Raw genomic sequence first — 20,980 nt, forward strand, 5'->3', positions numbered from 1 at the left:
CTCTATTGATTTGCGATCTAGAATTTTGCCAGAAATTCACTATATCTGTTTTTCTCTTTAAAAGTCATCGACTTTAAAAAAGCTGGGCGGCTAAAAATCCGTTGGCAATATAATAAAATTGGACGAGATTGCTGTTTCGGTAATTCAATTCCCATATGTTTTAACCGTATGAAAATTGGCGCTAACATGCAATCTAAAATTGTAAAGTTTTCAGACATAAAATAAGGATAATGTTGAAAAAGTGGGGTAAGGGATACCAAAGTATCTTTTAATTGTTTTTGTGCATTCTTTTTTGCAGCTTCATTAAGTGTATCTGGGTGGCGTAGCATAATATCTGCAAGTTTCAGCCAATCTTGTTCAAAGCGCCAAATATACTGTCTTTGTTCTGCGCGTGGTGCTGGGGCATCCGCATAGAGTTTGTTTTGTCGATAACGGTCATCTAAGTATTCAGAAATAATACTGGTATTAAACAGCTTTAAATCATTTTCAATCAGCATAGGCAGTTGATTATATGGATTTAAACTGGCTAAATCTTCGTCATCTTCTTCGACAATGATTAAGGTGTGTTTAATTTGTTTTTCTGCAAGAAGAAATCTAATCCAATGTGAACGAAAGTCATCCTCGTGGCTATACAACGTAATCCCTTGTTGAGGTGCATTTTCGACAGGCATATTCCAAAAACTAAGTGAAGTGAATAGAGTAGAATACTAAAAATAGACAATAAAATCATCTTAACTTTAATAAGCTTATGGTGGGTATTGCTATCAAATAGATAGAAAACAAGGATAAACCTATGAATTTAATAAATAAGCACAGTAAATTGGCGTTGGCATTGCTATTGATGATGGGCATTTCAAATACATATGCAAAGAAGCAATCTGTAGATGCGCAAGTACAAGAGGCTGCCGCTGAAGCAATCGAAGCTGCTGGTGCGGAAGTGGCTGGAGCAGGGGCCTTATGTCGCGCAGATGAGGCTTGTGATGTTGCATCTGACGCTTCTGAAGATGAAATGTATGGAGGGATCGAGCAAGAATACGTTGTAAAGGGTTGTAAGGTGACGATCTATAACGATGGACCCGTGAAAATGGTCAATGTAAAGACCAATAAGCCGTGTAATGCACCGATTCCGAAAGATCATAAGTTTTCTAAGGAAACTCGAACTTATCAGGAAAATGGCTGTACGATTACAGAATCAAAAGCTGCCGATGGGATTTCTGACGCTGTCATGGACTGTTCTAAACGAGATAAAACAAAATAACTTCGAATAGTTACCCCATAAAAAAACCTCGGCAAATGCCGAGGTTTTTTGTCCGATTCGGTAAACGAATTAACGTTTAGAGAATTGAGGACGTTTACGAGCTTTACGTAAACCAAGTTTCTTACGTTCAACTTCACGAGCATCACGAGTAACGAAACCAGCTTGACGAAGAGCAGGTTTTAAAGTCTCGTCAGAAGCGATCAATGCACGAGTAATACCGTGACGGATAGCGCCTGCTTGACCACCAATACCACCACCAGCAACAGTGATGTAAAGGTCAAATTTTTCAGTAACTTCTAAAAGCTCAAGTGGTTGACGAACAACCATACGAGCAGTTTCACGACCGAAATACTGTTCAAGAGTGCGGTTGTTGATTACGAGTTTACCAGTACCAGCTGATAGGAAAACACGTGCAGTTGCGGTCTTACGGCGACCTGTACCATAGTTAGTAGCCATGTGCTGTATCCCTTAGATGTCCAAAACTTGTGGCTGTTGAGCAGTATGAGGATGCTCAGTACCAGCGTACACTTTCATTTTCTTGATCATCGCGTAACCAAGAGGACCTTTTGGCAACATGCCTTTTACAGCACGTTCGAAGATTTCTTCTGGTTTGTGAGCAACTAATTTTTCGAAATTAGTTTCACGAATACCACCAGGGAAACCAGTGTGGCGATAGTATTTCTTATCAAGTGATTTTTTACCAGTCACTTGTACTTGTTCAGCATTGATCACAACGATGTAGTCACCAGTGTCAACGTGAGGCGTATAAGAAGTTTTGTGTTTACCGCGTAAACGACGAGCGATTTCAGTCGCAAGGCGACCTAAAGTTTTGCCAGAAGCATCAACAACATACCAGTCGTGTTGAACTTCAGCTGGCTTAGCGCTGAGAGTTTTCATTAAACCACTACCTATTATAGTTGGTTTGGACTATGGAATCTGTCCAAACAAAAAGGAGTGCGAATTCTATCTGAAAAGAGTTAGAGTCGCAATTGAAATATTGAATTTCAAGCGCATCATTATATGGATAAACGGACCCAAAAGCAAAGCTTAGTTTGGATAAAATGTTGTAAGGTTTTCTGATTTATATTGGAATTGTGACGGGATTCATGAATAATTAAAGTGATATAAAGAAAATAAGTCAGGCAAAAATGAAAATAATAAATTCAATAAAATTCGTTCTACTGCTATTCGGCGTAGGCAACTTAAACCTCTGTTTTGCTCAAGCGGATTTGCTGGATCAGCAAGTCCAGTTCAATCAAATGAATCCAAAGAACATACTAGAAAATGAAAAAGCATGGGAAAATGAAAAAATAAAACAAGCAGGAAAAACCAAGGAAGAAAAAGCAGCAAGAAAACAACAGCGAGAAGAACTGGAGACGATCCTGGATGCCAAATGGATGACGGTCGATTTTAGTGAGGAAATTCAATCCGCATATCCTTGCCAAGCGGTTGGACTGCTTATTCAAACGCAACACATCCCGATTGGTGAAGAAGTCGATGCGGTTGTGCAATGGAAGGATGATGACGATAAAAGCCGAAGTAGCGAATATACAGTCTATGGAAAAGTTGAACCTGACCATCGAGTCAGAATAATCTTTGATCAACATATTGACCCAGCCAAGTGTGGGAAAGAGGTTGAATCGATGTTTGATTTCTCTGAGATTGATCAAGAGCAAGCTCAACCAGAAACTCGTCCAGCGACTAAAAGTCAGCTTTAAGCATTCTATTTAAGATGTGATATTCAATCCGTTAATTTTTATAGAATGAATTGCTAAAAGAATCGTCATCGAATAGATAACTTTTGACTTAGATGAGAATGATGAAAATATGTAGGGCGGTATAGTCTTGGAAAGGATATTTCTTTTAGACTTTAAGCTTAAGTTGTAATCGTGCTAATTTTATTGCTGATTTACAGCATAAGTAATGTATTTTTATATATATTTTTCATTATAAATTTCAGCTTTCTAAAACTGAAATACAAAAAATGTTTATAATTGAGTCGCATAGTTTTCTTGAGAAATTGTTTTTGGTTTATTTTTTACATGTTTCCGTTATATTCGATATAAAAATGAACTTGAATTGGAAATGATAATTTAGAACCGATGTATACTATCTATGCAAGGTCTGTTAAAAGAGTTCTAGATGCTTCCTTTATATATAACCAGTGGTGAGCCTGCTGGCATTGGCCCAGATATTTGTTTAGATTTGGCAGATCGTATTGATGATCGTCCAGTTGTTGTATTGGCTGATATCAATATGTTGAGGGATCGTGCCAAAATTTTAAACAAAAGCGTTCAGCTTATTGAGTATCAAGGGCAGAGGGAGTGTTTGGCTCAAGGTCAGCTCTATGTGGAACATGTTCCTTTAGCCGTGGATGTTGTTTTAGGGACGTTAAACTCGCAAAACTCTGCATATGTGATCGAACAATTACGCCGAACTGCATACTATGCCATGCAAGGACTCAGTGTTGGTGTTGCTACAGCGCCAGTACAAAAGTCAATTATCAATGACGCAGGGATCCACTTCAGCGGTCATACGGAATATTACCAAGAGTTTGCTGGTGTGGAACGTGTGGTCATGATGCTTGCAACAAAAACCTTAAGAGTCGCTTTAGTGACCACGCATTTACCGCTGCGTGACGTTGCAGATGCCATTACCAAACAGCGTCTCCATCAGGTGATTGATATTCTTATTCATGATTTAAAAACAAAATTTAAAATTAATCATCCGCGTATTTTGGTGTGTGGCTTAAACCCGCATGCTGGAGAGGGTGGCTACTTAGGTCATGAAGAAATTGATACGATCAATCCAGTGCTTGAAAGTTATCGAGCGCAAGGTATAGACATGAGTTTAAGTATGCCTGCTGATACTTTATTTACTGTGGATCATTTAAAAGGTACTGATGCTGTTTTGGCGATGTATCACGATCAGGGTTTACCTGTGTTAAAATCGCAGGGATTTGGCGAAGCCATTAATATTACTTTGGGTTTACCTTTTATTCGTACTTCAGTAGATCATGGCACTGCGCTCTCCCTTGCCGGTACAGGCCTTGCAAAAAGTTCAAGTTTGCATGTCGCTGTCGATTTAGCGCTTGATCTCGCTCGCTCGAATTAACTTTATTGAATAATAATTATTTAAATTTCAAACAAATGGAAAATGAGTAATGTCAATCATTAAGCATAAGAACAACCATATAAAACCACAATCCATGAAGCGTTGCATAAAAAATAGCATAGCGGCTGTATTGATCGCCTCTATGCTATCTGCTTGCTCGAACCTTGCAATGGATCACAGTGTATGTGATTTACGGGTTTTGTCACTGCAAATTCCAAGACAGTCACAAGATGTTGTGCAATATGCTGGTTCACTCACTGTAGATAATTTAAAGAACAGCCAAGAAAAATTTAATCAAGCATTGGCAATGGTGCATAAAAAATATGCGAATCATAGTGGCATGGATAAAATGCTTAAAGACGGAGAAGCAATCAATGCTAATATTGATCTTTTGGTAAAGCATAAAAGTAGTATAATTGCCATACAAGACCTCAATATCATCATTCAAGACACTATTCTTGATATTCAAGCTGAATACAATCTGTTAACGGATCAAATGATTCGAGCAAATTATCCCTCAGCTCAAGTCATCATCTCGAAAAATCAAGCTTCTATTGCTGATCGTTTTGCACGTTCAATGAAGAAAATATCTGAAGGTGATGAAAACGTTGTCTATAATATCGAAGATTTTTGGTCTGACCTTGATACATTTGATACTTATCTTCAAGCACAGCTTAAAGGTAATGCCGAATTAGGTATTGAACGTGTTAAAGATGCAGAGATGCGTCAGAGCTTACAATCAATTCAAGAAGATTATGCGAAGATCTTAGATCATCATGAGGCACTCGACCTGCTTAAAAAACGAGATACCTTAGTTGCTATATATCAAGCAACAAGGGAAAATTTAACTAAATCTGATGAAATCTTTAATAGCCTAAGCAAGTTAGAGTCGAATACGCAATAGTGGTCATCAATCAATGTGGAGAATTTTATGTATCAAATTAATGCCCTAAACCCTAAAGATGAAGGGCATCATACGCGTAAGCGTTTTGGACAAAACTTCTTACATGACCAACGTGTGATTGCCAAAATTGTTCGTTCTGTTGCCCCACGATCAGGGGAAAATATTGTTGAAATTGGACCGGGTTTAGCCGCTTTAACTTCACCTTTAAATGGTGAATGTGACGCTTTGACTGTGCTAGAACTGGATCGTGACTTGGCAGCAGGCTTGCCAGGTCGAGTACCACATCCTGAACGCCTCACCATCATTGAAACTGATGCGTTAAAATATGATTTTACTGAATTATTTCAGGAAGGTCGTCCTTTACGTGTGGTCGGAAACCTACCTTATAATATTTCAACGCCTTTGCTTTTCCATCTCTTGGAATTTGGTGACAAAGTCAAAGACATGCATTTTATGCTGCAAAAAGAAGTGGTTGATCGTATTACCGCATCTCCAAACACCAAAGAATATGGGCGTTTGTCGGTGATGATTCAATACTTTTGTAAACCTACTTTTTTGTTTGAAGTACCACCGGGATCATTCAATCCACCACCAAAAGTAACATCTGCGGTATTCCGTTTAGAACCTTATGCGACTAAACCAATTGTTGCTAAAAGTGAAAAAGCCTTGGCTCGTTTGGTATCGCATGTGTTTACCCAACGCCGAAAAACATTACGTAATAGCTTAAAAGGTATGTTGGTTGAAGATGGTTTTGAAAATGCTGGTGTAGATCCAATGGCACGCCCAGAAACCTTAACATTGGCTCAGTTTGTTGCATTATCTGACCAAATGGTGGCTTAAATGGCGCTGGAAAAAGTCAGATATAATTATGTGATTGGTGATGTACAAGGGTGTTTTGAAGCACTGAAAGCACTACTCAAAGAAATCCAGTTCGATGCTGATCAAGATTTTATTTGGTTTGCGGGCGATTTAATCGCGCGTGGTGAAAATTCAGTGGGTGCATTACGCTTTATCAAAAAATTATGCGAACAAGGCAATGCTGCGACAGTCCTTGGCAATCATGATTTAAATCTACTGGCGGTTGCACGTGGGATCAAAAAACTCAAAGAAAAAGACCAGATTGATGATGTTATTCATGCTTTAGAAAGTGATGAATTGGTTGATTGGTTGCGTAAACAGCCTTTGTGTTTATTTCCCAATGAAAAGACGATTTTGACCCATGCGGGTATCCCGAATATTTGGGATGCGGAAAAGACTGCCGCGTTGGCCAAAGAAGTAGAAGCAGTCTTAGCGCATGATGACTTTGCTGTGCTGGATTCATTTCTAAAAGAGATGTATGGCACTGAGCCAGATTTATGGGCAGATGATTTACAAGGTCATGCTCGCTTACGCTGTATTACCAATTATTTAACCCGTATGCGCCTGACTGATGCACAAGGTCGTTTAGAGTTTAGTTTTAAAGATGCTTTAGATGAGCCGATGCCAGCAGGTTTTCAGCCATGGTTTAAGTTTGAATCACAGACAGCAAAAACTCATCAGATCGTTTTTGGACATTGGGCAGCGTTGCAAGGTGAGCGCATCAATGCGCAAATCCAAAATGTCGATGGTGGCTGTGTTTGGGGGCATCAACTGCTGGCTTATCGACTAGAAGATCAAAAACTTTTTAGTGTCGATAATCCTGTTTTTTGATATGAATAAAGCCACAACATGTGGCTTTTATTTTGGGTAATGTCACGAGATTCAAGCATAGTGTCAATGCGCCATTTTCAATGATTTTAATCTTTTAAATGGCGAATTTATCTATCAATTAAAAAGTAAATTATTCTTGTCGAATCCATGTCTGACTTCGACCAATCAGTGAAATACCAAGATAGCCACGTAAGGTCAGGCGGTTTCCACTTGCATTTAAGCGGGCTTTGCCATGATAAATTTTTCCTCCGCGAGGATCCAGAACTTCACCACCAATATAGCTGTTTGGGTTGTTTGGATCAGCTTTTAACTTTTGTAAGATGGTTAAGCCAATAATGGGTTTATTGGTAAAGGGTGCGGGGCAATTGCGACATTGTGTTAAAGCAGCTTCGCCGGGTGCAGGAAAATCTTTAATGATTTTGCCGACATAAGTATCATCTTTTAGTTTCTCGATTTGAATATGTGCACGAACATAACCTGTTTTATCATCAACAGTGCGCCATGTGCCAGTGATGTCAGCTGCATGTGTCCAACTGATCATTCCCAGTAGCATACAACTGAAAATTCCTTTTTTCATAAGCATACCTATTTTCTTTTAAGTTTAAATGTTGTGATAAGTTTAAATGTTGTGATCAGTGAATAAGACCTTATTCACGAATCCAAGTTTGACTACGACCAAGTGCAGACACTCCCACATAACCTCTTAACATTAAGCGATTACCGTTTGAGTTGAGTTTGGCTTTCATGGAATAAATTTTACCTGTAAGTGGGTCAATAATTTTTCCACCAACATAATCTTCTTCACTGGTTTGTTTGAGATTTTTAAGAACATCCATACCTAAAATGGGCTTATTGGTATAAGGTGCTGGACAGTCTATACAGGTTTCTTTTGGAGTATAACCAGGACGTGGGGTAATTTTGATGATTTTACCGGTATATGTGCCATTGGCTTCTTTGCGTATTTCAAGCACAGCTTTAGATGAGCCAGTTTTATCATCGATATTTTTCCAAGTACCAGTGATATCTTTTGCCATACTGCTACAGCTTAAAACAGAAAATAATGTCCCTAAGATGAACTTATTAAACCTCATTTATTGATTCCTTATCAAAATGGGGGAAAGAATAGTTCATCTTAAGCTGAATAATTACTCTAGGCAATCATGTGAAAAGTAAACTAAATCACATTTATTTTATAAAAAGTATAAATGTTGGCAACCAGATAGCTGTGAACACCGCATTTACTGCCATTCCAAAGGCTGCATAACGACCTGCAACCGCGCCACGTTGCCAAGCTTGGGCCGTTCCGATGGCATGTGCAGCCAGTCCTAAAGCCAAGCCAGACGCGCGTTCATCATTAATATTGCGTAAAATAATCGATGAAAATGCGGCCCCAATCACGCCTGATAAAATGACGATCAAAATCACCAATGTGACTGGTGAGTGCAATAAAGTTGCAATATTGATTGCAATTGGCGTAGTCACAGCACGTGTGGCAAAGGCCATGATGGTCGGTTCTGACATATGCAGTAAATAAGCCAAACTCATGGGTAATGCAACAGCGCTGATACTGGCAAACACCAAGATCCCGACAACAGATTTCAGTGGTAAATCATCATAACGCATTGCGGCTAATGGAATAGCCAATGCCACAGTGACATAACCGAGTAGGTGGCTAAATAGACCATTCATATCGGTATTGTATTTTTCATAAGGAATTTTAAAAATCATTAAAATTCCAATCACAAAAAACATGCCAATGACCAGAAGCGGAATTTGAGGAAAGCGTTTATTAATTGGTTTCGCTGCCAAATAGGCAATTAGAGTGATTAAAAACCCAGTGAGTACACTTAACATATCAGCCTCCTATAGCCACTTCTTCGCCATTTTTGCATAAATCCAGAGTGGAATTAGTGTGCTGACAAACATCACAACCAGAAATAAGGGGATCTCTTTTCCCATACTGACCAGCATGATTAATGAACCCGCACATATCGGTAGGAAAGCAAAGCCACTTTCTCTCATTAATTTATTATTGGTATCGACCAGACGGGCAGGGATTTTTTTGAATCTACGCCATAAAACCAACACAAACAGTAAGCTGAGTAGACCTGTTAAATTGCCCAATTCAGGATGATTAAATTGTGACATCACCAACACAGAAGCTTCACGAAAGAAGATGATAAGTCCTATTGTGAAGATCCATGCTTGCCAATCGATACCTTTTAACTGATCCATGTGTGTTTATTTATAAAAATTGATCTTTCACGTTTTAACCGATTTAGCGCTTTATTTCAAACTCTTCTAACGGCCTTTTAAATTGCTCTGCCTTATTGCCAAGGATTTCAACGAGGGGTAAATGTGCCTGATTGATGAGCTGTTCCAGTTTTTGTGGTGCCATGGCAACCACCAATTGTAAGTTGCCTTGATCATCATAATGCTCAGATTCGATGACATTAAGATCGTAAAGTTGATTTTTTAACTTGCCATAAGCGGGTTTTAATTGCAGTTCAAAACGTTGAATTTGCCCCATCAAACATTCATGGACCGCTTTACGTAACAAGTCTAAACCTTGTTGTGTATGGGCTGAAACATAAACACGTTCAGGTTGGTGCGGTTTGGCATAAACGATTTTGGCTTCTTCTCCGCTTTGATCGATCTTGTTATAAACTCTTAATATTGGAACATCTGCGCCAATTTCATTTAACACCGTTTCTACGGCATCAATCTGTTCCATAACATCTGGACTACTCGAATCGATGATATGTAGCAGTAAAGTGGCTTCTAAAGTTTCTTCCAAAGTTGCCTTAAAGGATTCGACTAAAGAATGAGCGAGATTGCGCACAAAACCAACAGTGTCTGCAAGAACAAGCGTGCCAATACCATCCCAATCTAAACGGCGTAAGGTTGGATCGAGTGTGGCAAATAATTGATCAGCTGCATAAACATCACTATTTGCCAAAATATTAAAAAGTGTTGATTTGCCTGCGTTGGTATAACCGACCAAAGATACAGTTGGAATATTGGCTTTTTGGCGCGCAGCACGGCCTTGAATACGTGTTTTTCGGACTTTTTCTAGACGATCTTTGAGCTGTTCCATACGGATGCGTAATAGACGTCGATCTGTTTCAAGTAAGGTTTCACCAGGTCCACGTAGACCAATACCGCCTTTTTGACTGTCCAAATTGCTACGGCTGCGGACTAAACGTGAAGAAAGATGATCTAACTGAGCCAATTCAACTTGCAGCTTACCTTCATGGGTACGGGCACGCTGCGCAAAAATATCCAGAATCAAACCCGTACGGTCAATCACACGACATTTTAAAATACGTTCTAAATTACGTTCCTGAGCGGGTGACAGTGCTTGGTCGAAAATAACCAACTCCACTTCATCTGCCTCAACTTGTGCAGCAATTTCTTCTGCTTTACCTGAACCAATAAAGAATTTAGGATCGGGTTTAATCCGTTGTACGCTTAAATGCTCTAATATATCCGCGCCCGCAGATTTAGCCAGTAATCGAAATTCTTCTGCATCAAGATCTTCTAAGATTTGAACATTCACACTGACTAAAATGGTTTTTTCACCACCTTGATTTTGATCAAAGTATTCCACAGATTGTAAAACTCAGACATTAGATTAGAAAAATCATTCTAAAGGATATTCTGTGTTAAATCCTAAGCTGTATGCAAAGTATTGCAATAAAATTATAAATATATGAATTTATTGTGAAATCTTAATTTGGATTTTCCTGTTATGTTAACGGGGGAGTTAAAATTTAGTAAAAATCCATAGCTGCTTGATGGCGCGTAATTTTTGCCACAATTTAGCGTTGAGCTGATTTGGCTATTCATTTCGCACAGTAAATCAATGTTGTTGTCTTTAATGATGAATGCAAGTTGATTTAGATATGTATACAATAGTGTCAGTTTAATATGACATACATTTTGTTTAGTGAATATCTATGACTCAACAACAAGCAATCAAAAAGTCAAAATCATCGAAATTAAGTGCTTTATCTAAAGTCTTTTTGTACAGTAAAAAACTGGTATCAGGAACATCTGCTGTTGCAGAAGGCTTTTATCTGGTTTACCGCCATCAACTCTATAAAGATCCGAATAATCCTAAAAATACCCGTTATGTTCAGTATTTTTGTCGCCGTTTAAGTGAAGTATTTAATGTCGACGTGCGTGTACATGGCGATATTCCGCGTGAACCAGCATTGTGGGTGAGTAATCATATTTCATGGTTGGATATTGCTGTTTTAGGTTCAGGGGCACGGGTATTCTTTTTAGCGAAGGCTGAAATTGAAAAATGGCCAGTTTTTGGCAATTTGGCTAAAGGTGGTGGAACTTTATTTATTAAACGTGGTTCAGGGGATTCGGTACGTATTCGAGAGCAAATCGCTGAGTTCTTAACTAAAGATATTCCAGTGTTGTTTTTCCCTGAAGCAACCACCACTGATGGTTCAAAAGTCAAAAAAGTACATGGTCGGATCTTAGGTGCGGCAATCGAAGCCAAGAAACCCGTACAAGTATGTGTGATTTGCTATGTAAATCAACATGGGCAATTAGATACCGTAGTGCCTTTTATTGGCGAAACCACATTTGTCGAACATGTCCAAGCTGTGCTGGAAATGCCAAAGGTTGTGGCGCATCTCAAAACCTTTCCTGCGATTGCAACAGAAGGGCATACGGTTGAAAGTCTGACGCAACAAGTTCAATTGATGATGCAAAAAGGTTTGGAGGATCTACAGAAAGAAGTCTTGCAGGGTTAAGCTTTGCTAAGGATTAAAAGCTTTTAGATTGTTTTAAGTAGAAGCGAACCTAGCTATGTCTCTGTGGTAAATGAATATGATCTTTTAAGCGTGCATCATTTACCACATGAGATGATGATCATTTAAGGCAAAATGATCAGCTTACATAAAGCCCTCAATCGGCAACCAAGAAATCACCTTAATTCCTGCTTTTTGCCACCACTTCATTTTTGGCTCTTTTCTTAAAGTGACAATGCCTTGAGGCGTTTCTTTGAGCCAGTTGATTTTATTCTGTGAATCTAAAACCAGCTTATAAGCATATTTTTTTAAATTATCGTCCATAGTTTTATGTACGGCAATCGCCAACGGTGGACTATTGATAATGACCCCAATCTCAGTATTTAAGTTGGCTGAACGTGGATCGAAATTAAATGAGCCAATAAATACTTGTTTATTATCTACAGCCATCAGTTTGGCATGCAAGCTAGAACGGCTTAAGCCTTTTAAGCTAACTTTGGCTTTCTTTGAGATTTCTTCTGAATTGGCATAGAGATTCTCTTCAGAAACGGCAGGCAGAAACTCATAAAGCTCGACACCATTTTTTAATAAATTATCTCGATATTTTGCATAAAATGCATGTACCAACGCGACATCATTGGCTTTAAATGAGTTGGTCAGGACACGTACTTTAACGCCCTCATCTGCCAACTCAACCAGTTTCTTTGCGCCTTTTTTTTGCGGAACAAAATAAGCAGAAATCAGGTCGACATTTTGAGTCGGGATATCTAAGCGTTTCACCATTTGAAAGTTAAGATGTTGTTCTTTTTTGGCCTTGGCCTGAATTTTATCGGGAGCATCTTTGACCACTTCTGCTTTGACCCAATCCAGTTGAATATTATGATTGAGCCATTGATCAAAAGCATGGGTGCGATTACTTAAATTTAAATAATTTTGAACGGTAATTTCTTGGTAGTGGTGGGTCAATTGTTCTTTTAGACTGTCATAACGTAAGGTGTAGGTACTGTGATTGACAATATTTCTCACCGGATAAGCGTAGCTATGATTCCAGTATTCATCAAAGGAGTGGGTAATATCATCTACCGCTTGCCCCACCAACATCACATCTACATCTGAAAATTGGTAATTGTCACTGACGTTATAATATTGATTACTCATATTACGTCCGCCAATTAATGAAATTTGATTGTCAGCAGTAAAGGTCTTGTTATGCATGCGACGATTGATACGTTTTAAATCCAGCACCATGTCTATGGGGCGAATACTTCTAAAACGGTAAGGGTTAAATAGTTTTACTTCAATGTTTGGGTGTTGATCTAAGGCGAGATAAACCCCTTCCATTTGTTTAGCATTATTATCATCAATCAGTAAACGAACTTTAACACCGCGATCTGCGGCTTCAATAATTTTGTATAAAGCCAATGAGCCAATTTTGTCATTGTCCCAAATGTAATATTGCAAATCTAACGTTTTTTGTGCTTTTTCAATCAAATTGATGCGTGCTGCGATCGCTTCTAGCGGATCATAAAGCACGTGATAACCGGTTAACTCTGGGTTTTGCGCTTTTAATGGAGAAATAATTTGTGCCAAAGGGGTGTCTTTGGTTTCTATATCGTAGGCATATTCGGGTTTAATATTTTCTTGTCGAGGCAGAGTTGAACAGGCAGAAAGGCTGAGTAATAGGCAAGAACCGATCATCACCCAAAATTTTGAAGCATGGTGATTGTGAGCTTTTTGCTGTAATTGGGTATTACGATTGATCGTTCTTTGCATAATATTTTCTAAGATTTCTCAGAGCTAGAGTATAATTGCCTGAGGATATATTGACAATTCGTCGATGTTTGCCGAAATGCAATCCATTTATGAAATGCCAATGTAGCCTTTTCAAAAGATAAATAAAGAGATGACAAGTACACGCGACTTGCGAGATTGAATATGTTTCCAACCCTAACTGTTACATCAATTTTTTATCTCTGCTTCATTGTGCTTGCGGTATGGGGAGTAAGCCAAGCCTGGTTAAGTCAATCTAGAACTGAAACGATCCATCCTTTTAAGTCTTTCGTCCATTTACTGGCATTCTACCTGTCTTATTTATTAATTCCGTTGTTATTTTTTAGCATTTATGCAGGATATATCGGAAAATTCTCATTACATGAAAGTATTTTTATTTTCTTACTCAGTGCGTTGTTGATTTATGCACGCTTTATTGAACCACATCGGGTTCATGTTCAGCATATACAATATTCGTTGGGGCAGGAGAAAAGCTTTACTCAACCGATTAAAGTTGCGTTGCTTGCAGATTTACACATTGGTCTGTTTTCTGGACATGAGCGTCAGCTTAAAACAATTGTCAAAAAAATTAATTTGGCTCAACCCGATTTTGTCGTGGTTGCAGGGGATTGGACCTATGAACCTGAAAATAAATTGGTTGAAGAACTGGCGATTTTAAAACAGATCGAAGCTCCAGTTTATTCAGTAAATGGTAATCATGATGAGCAGTATCCAGGACCACCGATTCAAGCCTTATTGGCCAGTGCCTTAGAGGCCAATAACGTGATGGATATTGAAGGTAAAATTGTTGAATTTGATGATTTTCGCTTAATCGGTGTCGGGGACTTATGGGCAGGCAAGGCGGATATGCGTTATATGCCCGATTTACCTCAAGACAAACCGTGGTTAATTTTGTCACATAACCCCGATACGGTAGATATGGTGCCACAGTTGCCTACACGTCCGTTGATGCTGTCTGGACATACTCATGGTGGGCAAGTTGAATTGCCGTGGTTGACCAGTTATGTAATGAAAAAAGTTTCTATTCTCGGTCATAAACGAGGCTTGTATCAGCATGAAAATGCCGATGTATTTGTCAGTGTCGGTACTGGTATGGTGGGTGTGCCTTTTCGGTTTAGAGTACCACCAACCATTGATATTATTGAGCTGAGTTAAATTTCATACTGATCAATCATGTTTTAAAATAGTAAAAGGCTGCAATCCCAATCAAAACAAGAAACCCAATCAATAACAGCATGCTGCTGGACTTATTCTGATGACTCAAGTCTTCCACCCCTGAGGTTTGAACCGAAGCGTGAGTAGGGCTTGTTGAATCATAAGATGAAGACTTTGCTTGTGATGAGGTATTTTGCGTCTCTCCTTGCATAAAGTTTTCGGCAAATTTGGATAAAGCATCTGGTTGAGTCAAATCGATTTGGAATTGTTTTTTGATCTCTTGCCAGTCGGGATGTTGATCATTGATTTCAATGGTCTTACCATCCTGATTGGTCATTTTCACCGTACTTGATGAAAAGTTGAATGCAAAAGATTTGCTTTCATTTTTTATATTCGGCATTTCGCCCGATAAAATTTGAGGGTTTGCTTTAAAAGCCTGAAGCGCATCTGATGATTCGTATAGGATGCGGACTAAATTTTTTGCTGCGGTTGGATCTAGTTGAAGTTGTGCAATAAGGAATTGTTCTGCTTGTTCTGTTTGATGGTGTTCAAGCAGATCAAGCAATGCTTGTAATTGTGTTTGATTCAATTGGTACATATGCACCTCGAATAATTTAAATGATGAGAACAATAGCGTTTAGTTGAATGGCTTTCTTTTGACTGTTTTAAACTTTATTCGTCATCTTGCATTGCATATTCAATCTTATTGCCATGTTAAATTTTATCGCGGTGTTGCATCTTATTGCTTGATAAAAAATTGATAGGCAATCACAGCAACAATCGCAATCACAACAAGCATAACAATAGGTAAGCCTTTTTTCTTGGTTTGATCTTCAATACCGACAGGTTGCGTTGTCACGCTGGATGGGCGGGGAATTGACTGAACATTATGTGTCGAATTGACAGCGCTATCAGGTGCTTTGGCTTTCATTGCAGCAATGTAGGCAGCAGCCGAATCATATGTTTCACCTTGCGAAAAATGACGCATAATTTCATCCCAGTCAGGATGATGTTCATCAATCAACACTTTTTGATGATCTTGATCTAACACATAGATTTCACCAGTTTCAAAATTCGACTGAATTGCTTTATAGCGAGGATGCTGACTGTCATAAAAATCATCATCGAACTGAAACTGATTGATTGCTAAATTGGGATTTTCAGTGAGCTGTTCTACAAAGTCTTTAGCATCTTTTAGCCCAAGGTTTGAATTTTCCATGACCAGTTTAATCGCTTCAATTTTACGATTTTGTTGGATCAGGGCAAGAATGTCTTGTTGAGGAATTTGCAAGTGTATATCACGGGAACTATCACTTTGAGCTGTATCTGCAAATGCGAAGTTGTATGCGTTTTCTGTCAGATTTTCTACATAATCCTTGGCTTCTTTCAAGCCTAAATCTGAATGGTCTTTGACCCATTTAACTGCTTCAACTTTACGACCTTGTTGAATCAGTAACAGAATTTTTTGTCGTTGTTGTGGGTTAAAGTTTGGCATCATGCACCTTTCATTATTGGTTTAATCATCAATGAATATAGATCAACAATAGATATGAGTTTTTATTAATCATAGAATTAATTCAATTTTTATTACAAATTGATGCCAAATAAAAGTAGTAATTTGTGTGCGAATAGGCAATATTTTAAAACTGTCATAAAACTTTGCTATTGTAAAAGTCATAATATTTATAACCTTAAAAGAGGGCTTGGCCATGACTCGTGATTTTGAAAAATTCCCAGAAGATGATAACGGTAATCTACTTTGGCAAATGCACGAAGATGGTGATGATTTAGAAGAGGTACATGAAATCGAGTTTTCTGTGTATTTTAAAACACAAGAACTCGCTGAAAAATGTGCAATCTATCTTTTACACGAAGAGCAAAAAATTTCACTGTATTTGGATGAAGAAGTGCAACCCAATGAATGGGTGATTACAGTTTATGTTCATCTGATTCCAGACTACGAAGATGTTGTTGATTTAGAGCAATGGTTTAGTAAAATTGCTGAGCAGTTTGAAGGTGAATATGATGGTTGGGGATGTACAACCTATATATTTGATGATGAAGACGATGAAGAATAATGGTCTTTAGATGACGCATATTGTTTTAAAAGCATATCCTTGTTGATATGCTTTTTTTTAAGTTTCAGACTACTCAAACCATACAAATGAAAGCTTTGTACAGCGCTAAACTTGATTTTCAACAACAATAATAGTCAAGGAAATGAGTATGAGTAATACGGTAAAGTTACATCGCGTTTTTAGTGCACCACCAGAGCGAGTCTATAAAGCTTTCTTAGACCCAGATGCAATTGTAAAGTGGATGCCTCCACATGGTTTTACAGCAAAACTTCATCAAATGGATGCAACGGTTGGTGGTTCTTATCGAATGTCATTTACCAATTTCTCTACAGGTACAATCCATTCATTTGGTGGAACTTATGCAGAGCTGATTCCCAACCAACGCATACGATATTTTGATCGATTTGATAATCCTGAACTCGCTGGTGAAATTGAAGTAATCATTGAAATAAAAGGTGTGCTTGTCGGAACGGAAGTCAATATTACCCAATCAGGTATCCCGAAAGTGATTCCTGTCGAGGCTTGTTATTTGGGATGGCAAGAGTCTTTGCAATTACTTGGTCTCTTGGTCAATCCAACAATTCCAGATCAATAAACTCGCGTAAGTGACCTATAAACTATCGCTATAGATCTGCTTTGGTATTTATATCATTCATCTATCATCCATTAAACGGGCAATACAATTCAATCATTAATTGCCTGAGTAAGCACCAAGCCTCGCCTTTGTTTTCAGGCTAAGCTGTGATGGGGGACAAGGTGTTTTTATTCCCCCGTTATCACTTTATACAACCATATTTCTCATCATTTGGAATAATTTTAGAATAACTTCAGTTCGGAATAACAATGACGATTTATAGCAAACGAATTTATGATGCGGTTTCAGAAACAGATGGTCAACGAATTTTGGTTGATCGCTTGTGGCCACGTGGTATTAAAAAAGACGATGCCAAAATTGACTTATGGCCGAAAGAAATTACCCCGTCAAATGAACTCAGAAAATGGTATCACGAGGATAGCGAAAACCGTTGGGATGAGTTTCAACAACGTTATCGCGTTGAATTATCACAGGTTACAGTACCGTTAGAAGAACTGCGGAAACTTATAGCACAAGGTCCTATAACCTTATTAACGGCGGCCAAAAATCAAGGGCGAAATCATGTCAGTGTTTTGCTGGATGTGTTAAATCATAAAGCCTAGTTTTAATGATCACGGTTGATTTTAAATTATTCCTTATATTTACTATGGTTTTTAAGTTGATGAAAAATCTTAAAATGCTATGATTGTGATTTGAACCGAAGTTGAGCTTATTATGTCTTTGCCACATTGTCCAAAATGTAATTCAGAATATACCTATCAAGATAGCGATTTATTGATTTGCCCAGAATGTAGTTATGAATGGAAAGATGGCGAGCAAGTAACAGCAGATGACAGCGTGACGATTAAAGATGCTGTTGGCAATATCTTGGCAGATGGCGATTCAGTGACAGTGATTAAAGACTTAAAAATTAAAGGTTCTTCTGCAGTGGTTAAGGTAGGAACCAAAGTCAAAAGTATTCGTTTACTGGTAGACAGTAATGATGGGCATGATATTGATTGTAAAATTGATGGTATTGGTCCCATGAAGTTAAAGTCAGAATTTGTGAAAAAAGCTTAATTTTTTTGAGGTTCATCAATGATCACAGCAATTCAACTGTGATCATTTTTTTGTCTATATCATTTTTCTCGAATAATAATTTTTGAGGTCAGTTCTGCTTTGGAGCGAACGCCCAACTTTTTCATTAAATTTGCTTTATGCACTTCTATGGTCCGATGCGACAGCTCTAATTTTCGTGCAATTTCTTTACAGGTAAATCCATTGACAATCAATTGGGTAATTTCTGATTCACGTTTGGTCAATTTTTGCTTAGAAGACAGCACCTGATCTTTACGTTCAAAATGCCAGACCATCAATTTAAAGGGATCTTCAGGTGTTAAGGTTTGCCCATGGGTATGTGTCCAAAAGATTTCGCCATTTTTATGCTGCATAAAGCGCTGATCAGAATAGTAATGGCTTTTTTTTAACAATAAGCTTTGCAATGCATCATTCCCGACCTTTTCATAATCCTCAAGGCTAGGAAAAATTTTGACTATGGATTGCTCAATTAATTCACCACGCTCATAGCCAAATAGATTGGCAAATGCAGCATTCATTTCCATCATGTGTCGATAACTTAATACAACAATCGGTGCAGGGCTAAAATCAAATGCGATTTTATTATAGTTCATAATAAGCATCCTTACTTAGTATAATAATGAATATAACGTGATAGCGAGAAATAACAAGTATTCGATCGTTGATTTTTTATAATATGATGAAAACTAAATAGATTATTTTTGTGTTGTTATACATATAAATTTAGTATTTTGAATAGTTTGTAATGGATCACATTTTTTATATTTAACTTTAGTCTATATTGGTAGGTTTTTGTATAAGTGATTGTATTTAATTTATTTGTTAAATTTTAAAAACTACTTAAGTAATTAAGGGTGTTGACTGAAAAAAGCAATTGATTCACATTGATGATGAGAAGCACTCAGGTTATTTAGAATTTTTTATCAGGATAAATCAATATTAATCTTGGCTTCTTATTTTAAGTTGTTTATGTAAAAAGAATTAGATCACCTTAATAAATATAATCAGGATGGATTATCTCTAAGGTGATGAATGGATGACAATACTAAGAATTGGGCGAGGTAGCGATGGAGCATATACAAGGATCAGGTCCTCAACAACCGAAAAAGTCTTCACACCGTCTGGCGGGTATTTCCAGCATGGTTGGAACGACAATCGAGTGGTACGACTTTTTTATTTACGGTGCAGCCGCAGCATTAATTTTCAATAAACTGTTTTTCCCCAATCTTGATCCATTAACAGGTGTCTTGGCTGCATTTGCCACATACGCCGTTGGCTTTATTGGACGTCCGTTGGGAGGCATTATCTTTGGTCATTTTGGGGACAAAATTGGTCGAAAAACCATGCTGCTAACCACATTGATTATGATGGGGATTCCTACCGTTTTAATTGGTCTATTGCCAACCTATGAAAGTATTGGATATTGGGCGACATTTTTTCTGGTAATTTTGCGTTTTGTTCAAGGTATGGCAATGGGCGGCGAGTGGGGTGGTGCCGTGTTGATGGCTGTGGAGCATGCTCCTGAAGGCGGTAAAGGCTTTTGGGGAAGTTTGCCGCAAGCAAGTGCTGGTGGTGGTTTAATGTTGGCCTCGATTGCATTGGGTTTGGTTTCACTTTTACCCGAAGCAAGTCTATTTAGTTGGGGCTGGCGTCTGCCTTTCCTTGCCAGCATTTTATTATTAGGTGTGGGTTGGTATATCCGTGTCAAAGTGCCTGAGTCACCAGATTTTGAAAAAGTAAAACAACAAGCACAAGAAGTTAAAGTTCCAGCAATGCAGGTCTTTAAAAATCATCCGCGCGAATTACTCACGATTATCTTTGCCCGTGCTGCTGAAAATGCATGGTTCTATATTGCTTCTACTTTTGCCTTAGCCTACACCACAACCAAGTTGGGTATTCCTCGCCAAGACATTTTGTTTGCAACGATTTGTGGTGCAGGCTTAATCATGGTGATGACGCCATTGTGTGGACATCTATCCGACAAAGTTGGGCAGCGTAATATGTTTATGTTTGGTCTAGTGGTCCTTGCATTGTATTGCTATCCGTTCTTTAGCATGTTGGATACCAAGGACCCAGTCTTGGTATGGACTGCAATTGTTTTAGCAATCGGCGTGGTGTTTCCGATCATGTATGCGCCACAGTCTCAGTTATTTGCTCGACAGTTTCCTGCCGAAATTCGCTACAGTGGTATCTCGATTTCAGTTCAATTCGCAGGTGTATTAGGCGGTGGACTCGCACCATTGATCGCCACCAAACTACTGAGTATTGGTAATGGTAGCCCGCATTTGATTATTACCTACATCATGAGCATGGCGATTTTCGCAATCTTCTGTAGCTTCTTTATGAAGCGTGATGATCTTAGCCCCGCGAGACAACGTAAATCAGTGAAAAGCAAATTGTCTGTTTAATGCAAAGCAGTGATTCAAAGCACAGCATTGCAATCAATCATTCAATTTACCACGCTTAATTTTCAGGAATGAATATGAATATTTCCTTTATCAGTCTTGGGAATATGGGGCTTTCTCGCCAAAACGGTCATGGAAAGACCGA

Annotated in this window: 24 protein-coding genes and 1 pseudogene; 13 read left to right on the forward strand and 12 right to left on the reverse strand. The window is 38.4% G+C overall.

Annotation, left to right across the window (positions count from 1 at the left end):
• Nucleotides 1-17: 17 nt before the first annotated feature.
• Nucleotides 18-671: a glutathione S-transferase N-terminal domain-containing protein gene (locus ACZ5QH_RS03645; RefSeq protein WP_004722947.1), complete on the reverse strand. Its 654-nt coding sequence runs from the start codon at nucleotides 669-671 to the stop codon at nucleotides 18-20.
• A gap of 170 nt (nucleotides 672-841) precedes the next feature.
• Between ACZ5QH_RS03645 and ACZ5QH_RS03650 the strand changes: the two are divergent.
• Nucleotides 842-1,150, forward strand: a pseudogene (locus tag ACZ5QH_RS03650) (hypothetical protein); the annotation flags it as partial.
• A 177-nt stretch (nucleotides 1,151-1,327) separates the two neighbouring features.
• Here ACZ5QH_RS03650 and rpsI read toward each other — a convergent pair.
• Entirely contained in the window at nucleotides 1,328-1,714 is a 387-nt protein-coding gene (gene rpsI / locus ACZ5QH_RS03655) for a 30S ribosomal protein S9 (RefSeq protein ID WP_004647927.1), read from the reverse strand.
• A 12-nt stretch (nucleotides 1,715-1,726) separates the two neighbouring features.
• Nucleotides 1,727-2,155: a 50S ribosomal protein L13 gene (gene rplM / locus ACZ5QH_RS03660; RefSeq protein WP_004722943.1), complete on the reverse strand. Its 429-nt coding sequence runs from the start codon at nucleotides 2,153-2,155 to the stop codon at nucleotides 1,727-1,729.
• 251 nt (nucleotides 2,156-2,406) lie between these two features.
• Here rplM and ACZ5QH_RS03665 point away from each other — a divergent pair, with 251 nt between their 5' ends.
• From ACZ5QH_RS03665 to ACZ5QH_RS03685, 5 genes are all read left to right on the forward strand, one after another.
• A complete protein-coding gene (locus tag ACZ5QH_RS03665; protein ID WP_303576777.1) occupies nucleotides 2,407-2,976 on the forward strand; it encodes a hypothetical protein in 570 nt (189 codons plus the stop codon).
• 424 nt (nucleotides 2,977-3,400) lie between these two features.
• Nucleotides 3,401-4,372: a 4-hydroxythreonine-4-phosphate dehydrogenase PdxA gene (gene pdxA, locus ACZ5QH_RS03670; RefSeq protein ID WP_004819213.1), complete on the forward strand. Its 972-nt coding sequence runs from the start codon at nucleotides 3,401-3,403 to the stop codon at nucleotides 4,370-4,372.
• A 49-nt stretch (nucleotides 4,373-4,421) separates the two neighbouring features.
• Nucleotides 4,422-5,276, forward strand: coding sequence for a hypothetical protein (locus ACZ5QH_RS03675; protein ID WP_004819215.1), 855 nt, complete (start codon nucleotides 4,422-4,424; stop codon nucleotides 5,274-5,276).
• A gap of 27 nt (nucleotides 5,277-5,303) precedes the next feature.
• Complete coding sequence (gene rsmA / locus ACZ5QH_RS03680) at nucleotides 5,304-6,116, forward strand: 16S rRNA (adenine(1518)-N(6)/adenine(1519)-N(6))-dimethyltransferase RsmA (protein ID WP_004722938.1); 813 nt, start codon at nucleotides 5,304-5,306, stop codon at nucleotides 6,114-6,116.
• Nucleotides 6,117-6,965: a symmetrical bis(5'-nucleosyl)-tetraphosphatase gene (locus ACZ5QH_RS03685; RefSeq protein ID WP_303576778.1), complete on the forward strand. Its 849-nt coding sequence runs from the start codon at nucleotides 6,117-6,119 to the stop codon at nucleotides 6,963-6,965.
• Between the two features lie 130 nt (nucleotides 6,966-7,095).
• Here the strand turns inward: ACZ5QH_RS03685 and ACZ5QH_RS03690 are convergent, their stop codons facing one another.
• From ACZ5QH_RS03690 to hflX, 5 genes are all read right to left on the reverse strand, one after another.
• On the reverse strand, nucleotides 7,096-7,542 hold the full coding sequence (locus tag ACZ5QH_RS03690; RefSeq protein WP_004819219.1) for a DUF2147 domain-containing protein: 447 nt from the start codon (nucleotides 7,540-7,542) through the stop codon (nucleotides 7,096-7,098).
• Between the two features lie 70 nt (nucleotides 7,543-7,612).
• The gene (locus tag ACZ5QH_RS03695; protein WP_004819221.1) at nucleotides 7,613-8,056 is read right to left on the reverse strand and encodes a DUF2147 domain-containing protein; all 444 of its coding nucleotides are present in this window, start codon (nucleotides 8,054-8,056) and stop codon (nucleotides 7,613-7,615) included.
• 94 nt (nucleotides 8,057-8,150) lie between these two features.
• Nucleotides 8,151-8,819 carry an LrgB family protein gene (locus tag ACZ5QH_RS03700; RefSeq protein ID WP_004722933.1) on the reverse strand — a complete coding sequence of 223 codons (669 nt, stop codon included), beginning with the start codon at nucleotides 8,817-8,819 and terminating at the stop codon, nucleotides 8,151-8,153.
• 9 nt (nucleotides 8,820-8,828) lie between these two features.
• Nucleotides 8,829-9,200 (reverse strand): hypothetical protein, encoded by a 372-nt coding sequence (locus tag ACZ5QH_RS03705; RefSeq protein WP_034610058.1) that lies wholly within the window; start codon nucleotides 9,198-9,200, stop codon nucleotides 8,829-8,831.
• 43 nt (nucleotides 9,201-9,243) lie between these two features.
• Complete coding sequence (gene hflX / locus ACZ5QH_RS03710; protein WP_303576779.1) at nucleotides 9,244-10,575, reverse strand: ribosome rescue GTPase HflX; 1,332 nt, start codon at nucleotides 10,573-10,575, stop codon at nucleotides 9,244-9,246.
• Nucleotides 10,576-10,924: 349 nt separating this feature from the next.
• On the opposite strand from hflX, the gene ACZ5QH_RS03715 reads away from it, so the two are divergent.
• Nucleotides 10,925-11,737 carry a lysophospholipid acyltransferase family protein gene (locus tag ACZ5QH_RS03715; RefSeq protein ID WP_303576780.1) on the forward strand — a complete coding sequence of 271 codons (813 nt, stop codon included), beginning with the start codon at nucleotides 10,925-10,927 and terminating at the stop codon, nucleotides 11,735-11,737.
• A 141-nt stretch (nucleotides 11,738-11,878) separates the two neighbouring features.
• On the opposite strand, the gene ACZ5QH_RS03720 is transcribed toward ACZ5QH_RS03715, so the two are convergent.
• Complete coding sequence (locus ACZ5QH_RS03720) at nucleotides 11,879-13,507, reverse strand: phospholipase D family protein (protein ID WP_096733264.1); 1,629 nt, start codon at nucleotides 13,505-13,507, stop codon at nucleotides 11,879-11,881.
• Nucleotides 13,508-13,669: 162 nt separating this feature from the next.
• Between ACZ5QH_RS03720 and ACZ5QH_RS03725 the strand changes: the two genes are divergently transcribed.
• Nucleotides 13,670-14,680: a metallophosphoesterase gene (locus ACZ5QH_RS03725; protein ID WP_096733266.1), complete on the forward strand. Its 1,011-nt coding sequence runs from the start codon at nucleotides 13,670-13,672 to the stop codon at nucleotides 14,678-14,680.
• Between the two features lie 16 nt (nucleotides 14,681-14,696).
• Here the strand turns inward: ACZ5QH_RS03725 and ACZ5QH_RS03730 are convergent, their stop codons facing one another.
• Both ACZ5QH_RS03730 and ACZ5QH_RS03735 read right to left on the reverse strand, forming a co-directional pair.
• Nucleotides 14,697-15,278 carry a hypothetical protein gene (locus ACZ5QH_RS03730; protein ID WP_303576781.1) on the reverse strand — a complete coding sequence of 194 codons (582 nt, stop codon included), beginning with the start codon at nucleotides 15,276-15,278 and terminating at the stop codon, nucleotides 14,697-14,699.
• Between the two features lie 141 nt (nucleotides 15,279-15,419).
• Nucleotides 15,420-16,178, reverse strand: a complete 759-nt coding sequence (locus tag ACZ5QH_RS03735) for a ribosomal protein L7/L12 (RefSeq protein WP_464016769.1) — start codon at nucleotides 16,176-16,178, stop codon at nucleotides 15,420-15,422.
• A gap of 211 nt (nucleotides 16,179-16,389) precedes the next feature.
• Here ACZ5QH_RS03735 and ACZ5QH_RS03740 point away from each other — a divergent pair, with 211 nt between their 5' ends.
• From ACZ5QH_RS03740 to ACZ5QH_RS03755, 4 genes are all read left to right on the forward strand, one after another.
• Complete coding sequence (locus tag ACZ5QH_RS03740) at nucleotides 16,390-16,758, forward strand: ribonuclease E inhibitor RraB (protein ID WP_004722917.1); 369 nt, start codon at nucleotides 16,390-16,392, stop codon at nucleotides 16,756-16,758.
• A gap of 148 nt (nucleotides 16,759-16,906) precedes the next feature.
• On the forward strand, nucleotides 16,907-17,353 hold the full coding sequence (locus tag ACZ5QH_RS03745; protein WP_004722915.1) for an SRPBCC family protein: 447 nt from the start codon (nucleotides 16,907-16,909) through the stop codon (nucleotides 17,351-17,353).
• Between the two features lie 248 nt (nucleotides 17,354-17,601).
• Nucleotides 17,602-17,955, forward strand: a complete 354-nt coding sequence (locus tag ACZ5QH_RS03750) for a DUF488 domain-containing protein (protein WP_151956818.1) — start codon at nucleotides 17,602-17,604, stop codon at nucleotides 17,953-17,955.
• A 112-nt stretch (nucleotides 17,956-18,067) separates the two neighbouring features.
• Nucleotides 18,068-18,412 carry a zinc ribbon domain-containing protein YjdM gene (locus ACZ5QH_RS03755; RefSeq protein WP_034610071.1) on the forward strand — a complete coding sequence of 115 codons (345 nt, stop codon included), beginning with the start codon at nucleotides 18,068-18,070 and terminating at the stop codon, nucleotides 18,410-18,412.
• Nucleotides 18,413-18,471: 59 nt separating this feature from the next.
• Here ACZ5QH_RS03755 and ACZ5QH_RS03760 read toward each other — a convergent pair whose 3' ends face one another.
• Nucleotides 18,472-19,023 (reverse strand): LuxR C-terminal-related transcriptional regulator, encoded by a 552-nt coding sequence (locus ACZ5QH_RS03760; RefSeq protein WP_004722910.1) that lies wholly within the window; start codon nucleotides 19,021-19,023, stop codon nucleotides 18,472-18,474.
• 474 nt (nucleotides 19,024-19,497) lie between these two features.
• Between ACZ5QH_RS03760 and ACZ5QH_RS03765 the strand changes: the two genes are divergently transcribed.
• Nucleotides 19,498-20,838: an MFS transporter gene (locus ACZ5QH_RS03765; RefSeq protein ID WP_034610073.1), complete on the forward strand. Its 1,341-nt coding sequence runs from the start codon at nucleotides 19,498-19,500 to the stop codon at nucleotides 20,836-20,838.
• Nucleotides 20,839-20,980 lie beyond the last annotated feature (142 nt).

Source organism: Acinetobacter sp. Ac8, from assembly GCF_055392545.1.

Coding starts and splice junctions, on each gene's coding strand:
- ACZ5QH_RS03730 (WP_303576781.1), bottom strand. CDS start 15,278: ATGTACCAATTGAATCAAACACAATTACAAGCATTGCTTGATCTGCTT.
- ACZ5QH_RS03745 (WP_004722915.1), top strand. CDS start 16,907: ATGAGTAATACGGTAAAGTTACATCGCGTTTTTAGTGCACCACCAGAG.
- ACZ5QH_RS03725 (WP_096733266.1), top strand. CDS start 13,670: ATGTTTCCAACCCTAACTGTTACATCAATTTTTTATCTCTGCTTCATT.
- ACZ5QH_RS03760 (WP_004722910.1), bottom strand. CDS start 19,023: ATGAACTATAATAAAATCGCATTTGATTTTAGCCCTGCACCGATTGTT.
- rsmA (WP_004722938.1), top strand. CDS start 5,304: ATGTATCAAATTAATGCCCTAAACCCTAAAGATGAAGGGCATCATACG.
- ACZ5QH_RS03690 (WP_004819219.1), bottom strand. CDS start 7,542: ATGAAAAAAGGAATTTTCAGTTGTATGCTACTGGGAATGATCAGTTGG.
- ACZ5QH_RS03700 (WP_004722933.1), bottom strand. CDS start 8,819: ATGTTAAGTGTACTCACTGGGTTTTTAATCACTCTAATTGCCTATTTG.
- ACZ5QH_RS03750 (WP_151956818.1), top strand. CDS start 17,602: ATGACGATTTATAGCAAACGAATTTATGATGCGGTTTCAGAAACAGAT.
- ACZ5QH_RS03755 (WP_034610071.1), top strand. CDS start 18,068: ATGTCTTTGCCACATTGTCCAAAATGTAATTCAGAATATACCTATCAA.
- ACZ5QH_RS03665 (WP_303576777.1), top strand. CDS start 2,407: ATGAAAATAATAAATTCAATAAAATTCGTTCTACTGCTATTCGGCGTA.
- ACZ5QH_RS03685 (WP_303576778.1), top strand. CDS start 6,117: ATGGCGCTGGAAAAAGTCAGATATAATTATGTGATTGGTGATGTACAA.
- ACZ5QH_RS03645 (WP_004722947.1), bottom strand. CDS start 671: ATGCCTGTCGAAAATGCACCTCAACAAGGGATTACGTTGTATAGCCAC.
- pdxA (WP_004819213.1), top strand. CDS start 3,401: ATGCTTCCTTTATATATAACCAGTGGTGAGCCTGCTGGCATTGGCCCA.
- rplM (WP_004722943.1), bottom strand. CDS start 2,155: ATGAAAACTCTCAGCGCTAAGCCAGCTGAAGTTCAACACGACTGGTAT.
- rpsI (WP_004647927.1), bottom strand. CDS start 1,714: ATGGCTACTAACTATGGTACAGGTCGCCGTAAGACCGCAACTGCACGT.
- ACZ5QH_RS03765 (WP_034610073.1), top strand. CDS start 19,498: ATGGAGCATATACAAGGATCAGGTCCTCAACAACCGAAAAAGTCTTCA.
- ACZ5QH_RS03675 (WP_004819215.1), top strand. CDS start 4,422: ATGTCAATCATTAAGCATAAGAACAACCATATAAAACCACAATCCATG.
- ACZ5QH_RS03695 (WP_004819221.1), bottom strand. CDS start 8,056: ATGAGGTTTAATAAGTTCATCTTAGGGACATTATTTTCTGTTTTAAGC.
- ACZ5QH_RS03715 (WP_303576780.1), top strand. CDS start 10,925: ATGACTCAACAACAAGCAATCAAAAAGTCAAAATCATCGAAATTAAGT.
- ACZ5QH_RS03740 (WP_004722917.1), top strand. CDS start 16,390: ATGACTCGTGATTTTGAAAAATTCCCAGAAGATGATAACGGTAATCTA.
- ACZ5QH_RS03735 (WP_464016769.1), bottom strand. CDS start 16,178: ATGATGCCAAACTTTAACCCACAACAACGACAAAAAATTCTGTTACTG.
- ACZ5QH_RS03720 (WP_096733264.1), bottom strand. CDS start 13,507: ATGCAAAGAACGATCAATCGTAATACCCAATTACAGCAAAAAGCTCAC.
- ACZ5QH_RS03705 (WP_034610058.1), bottom strand. CDS start 9,200: ATGGATCAGTTAAAAGGTATCGATTGGCAAGCATGGATCTTCACAATA.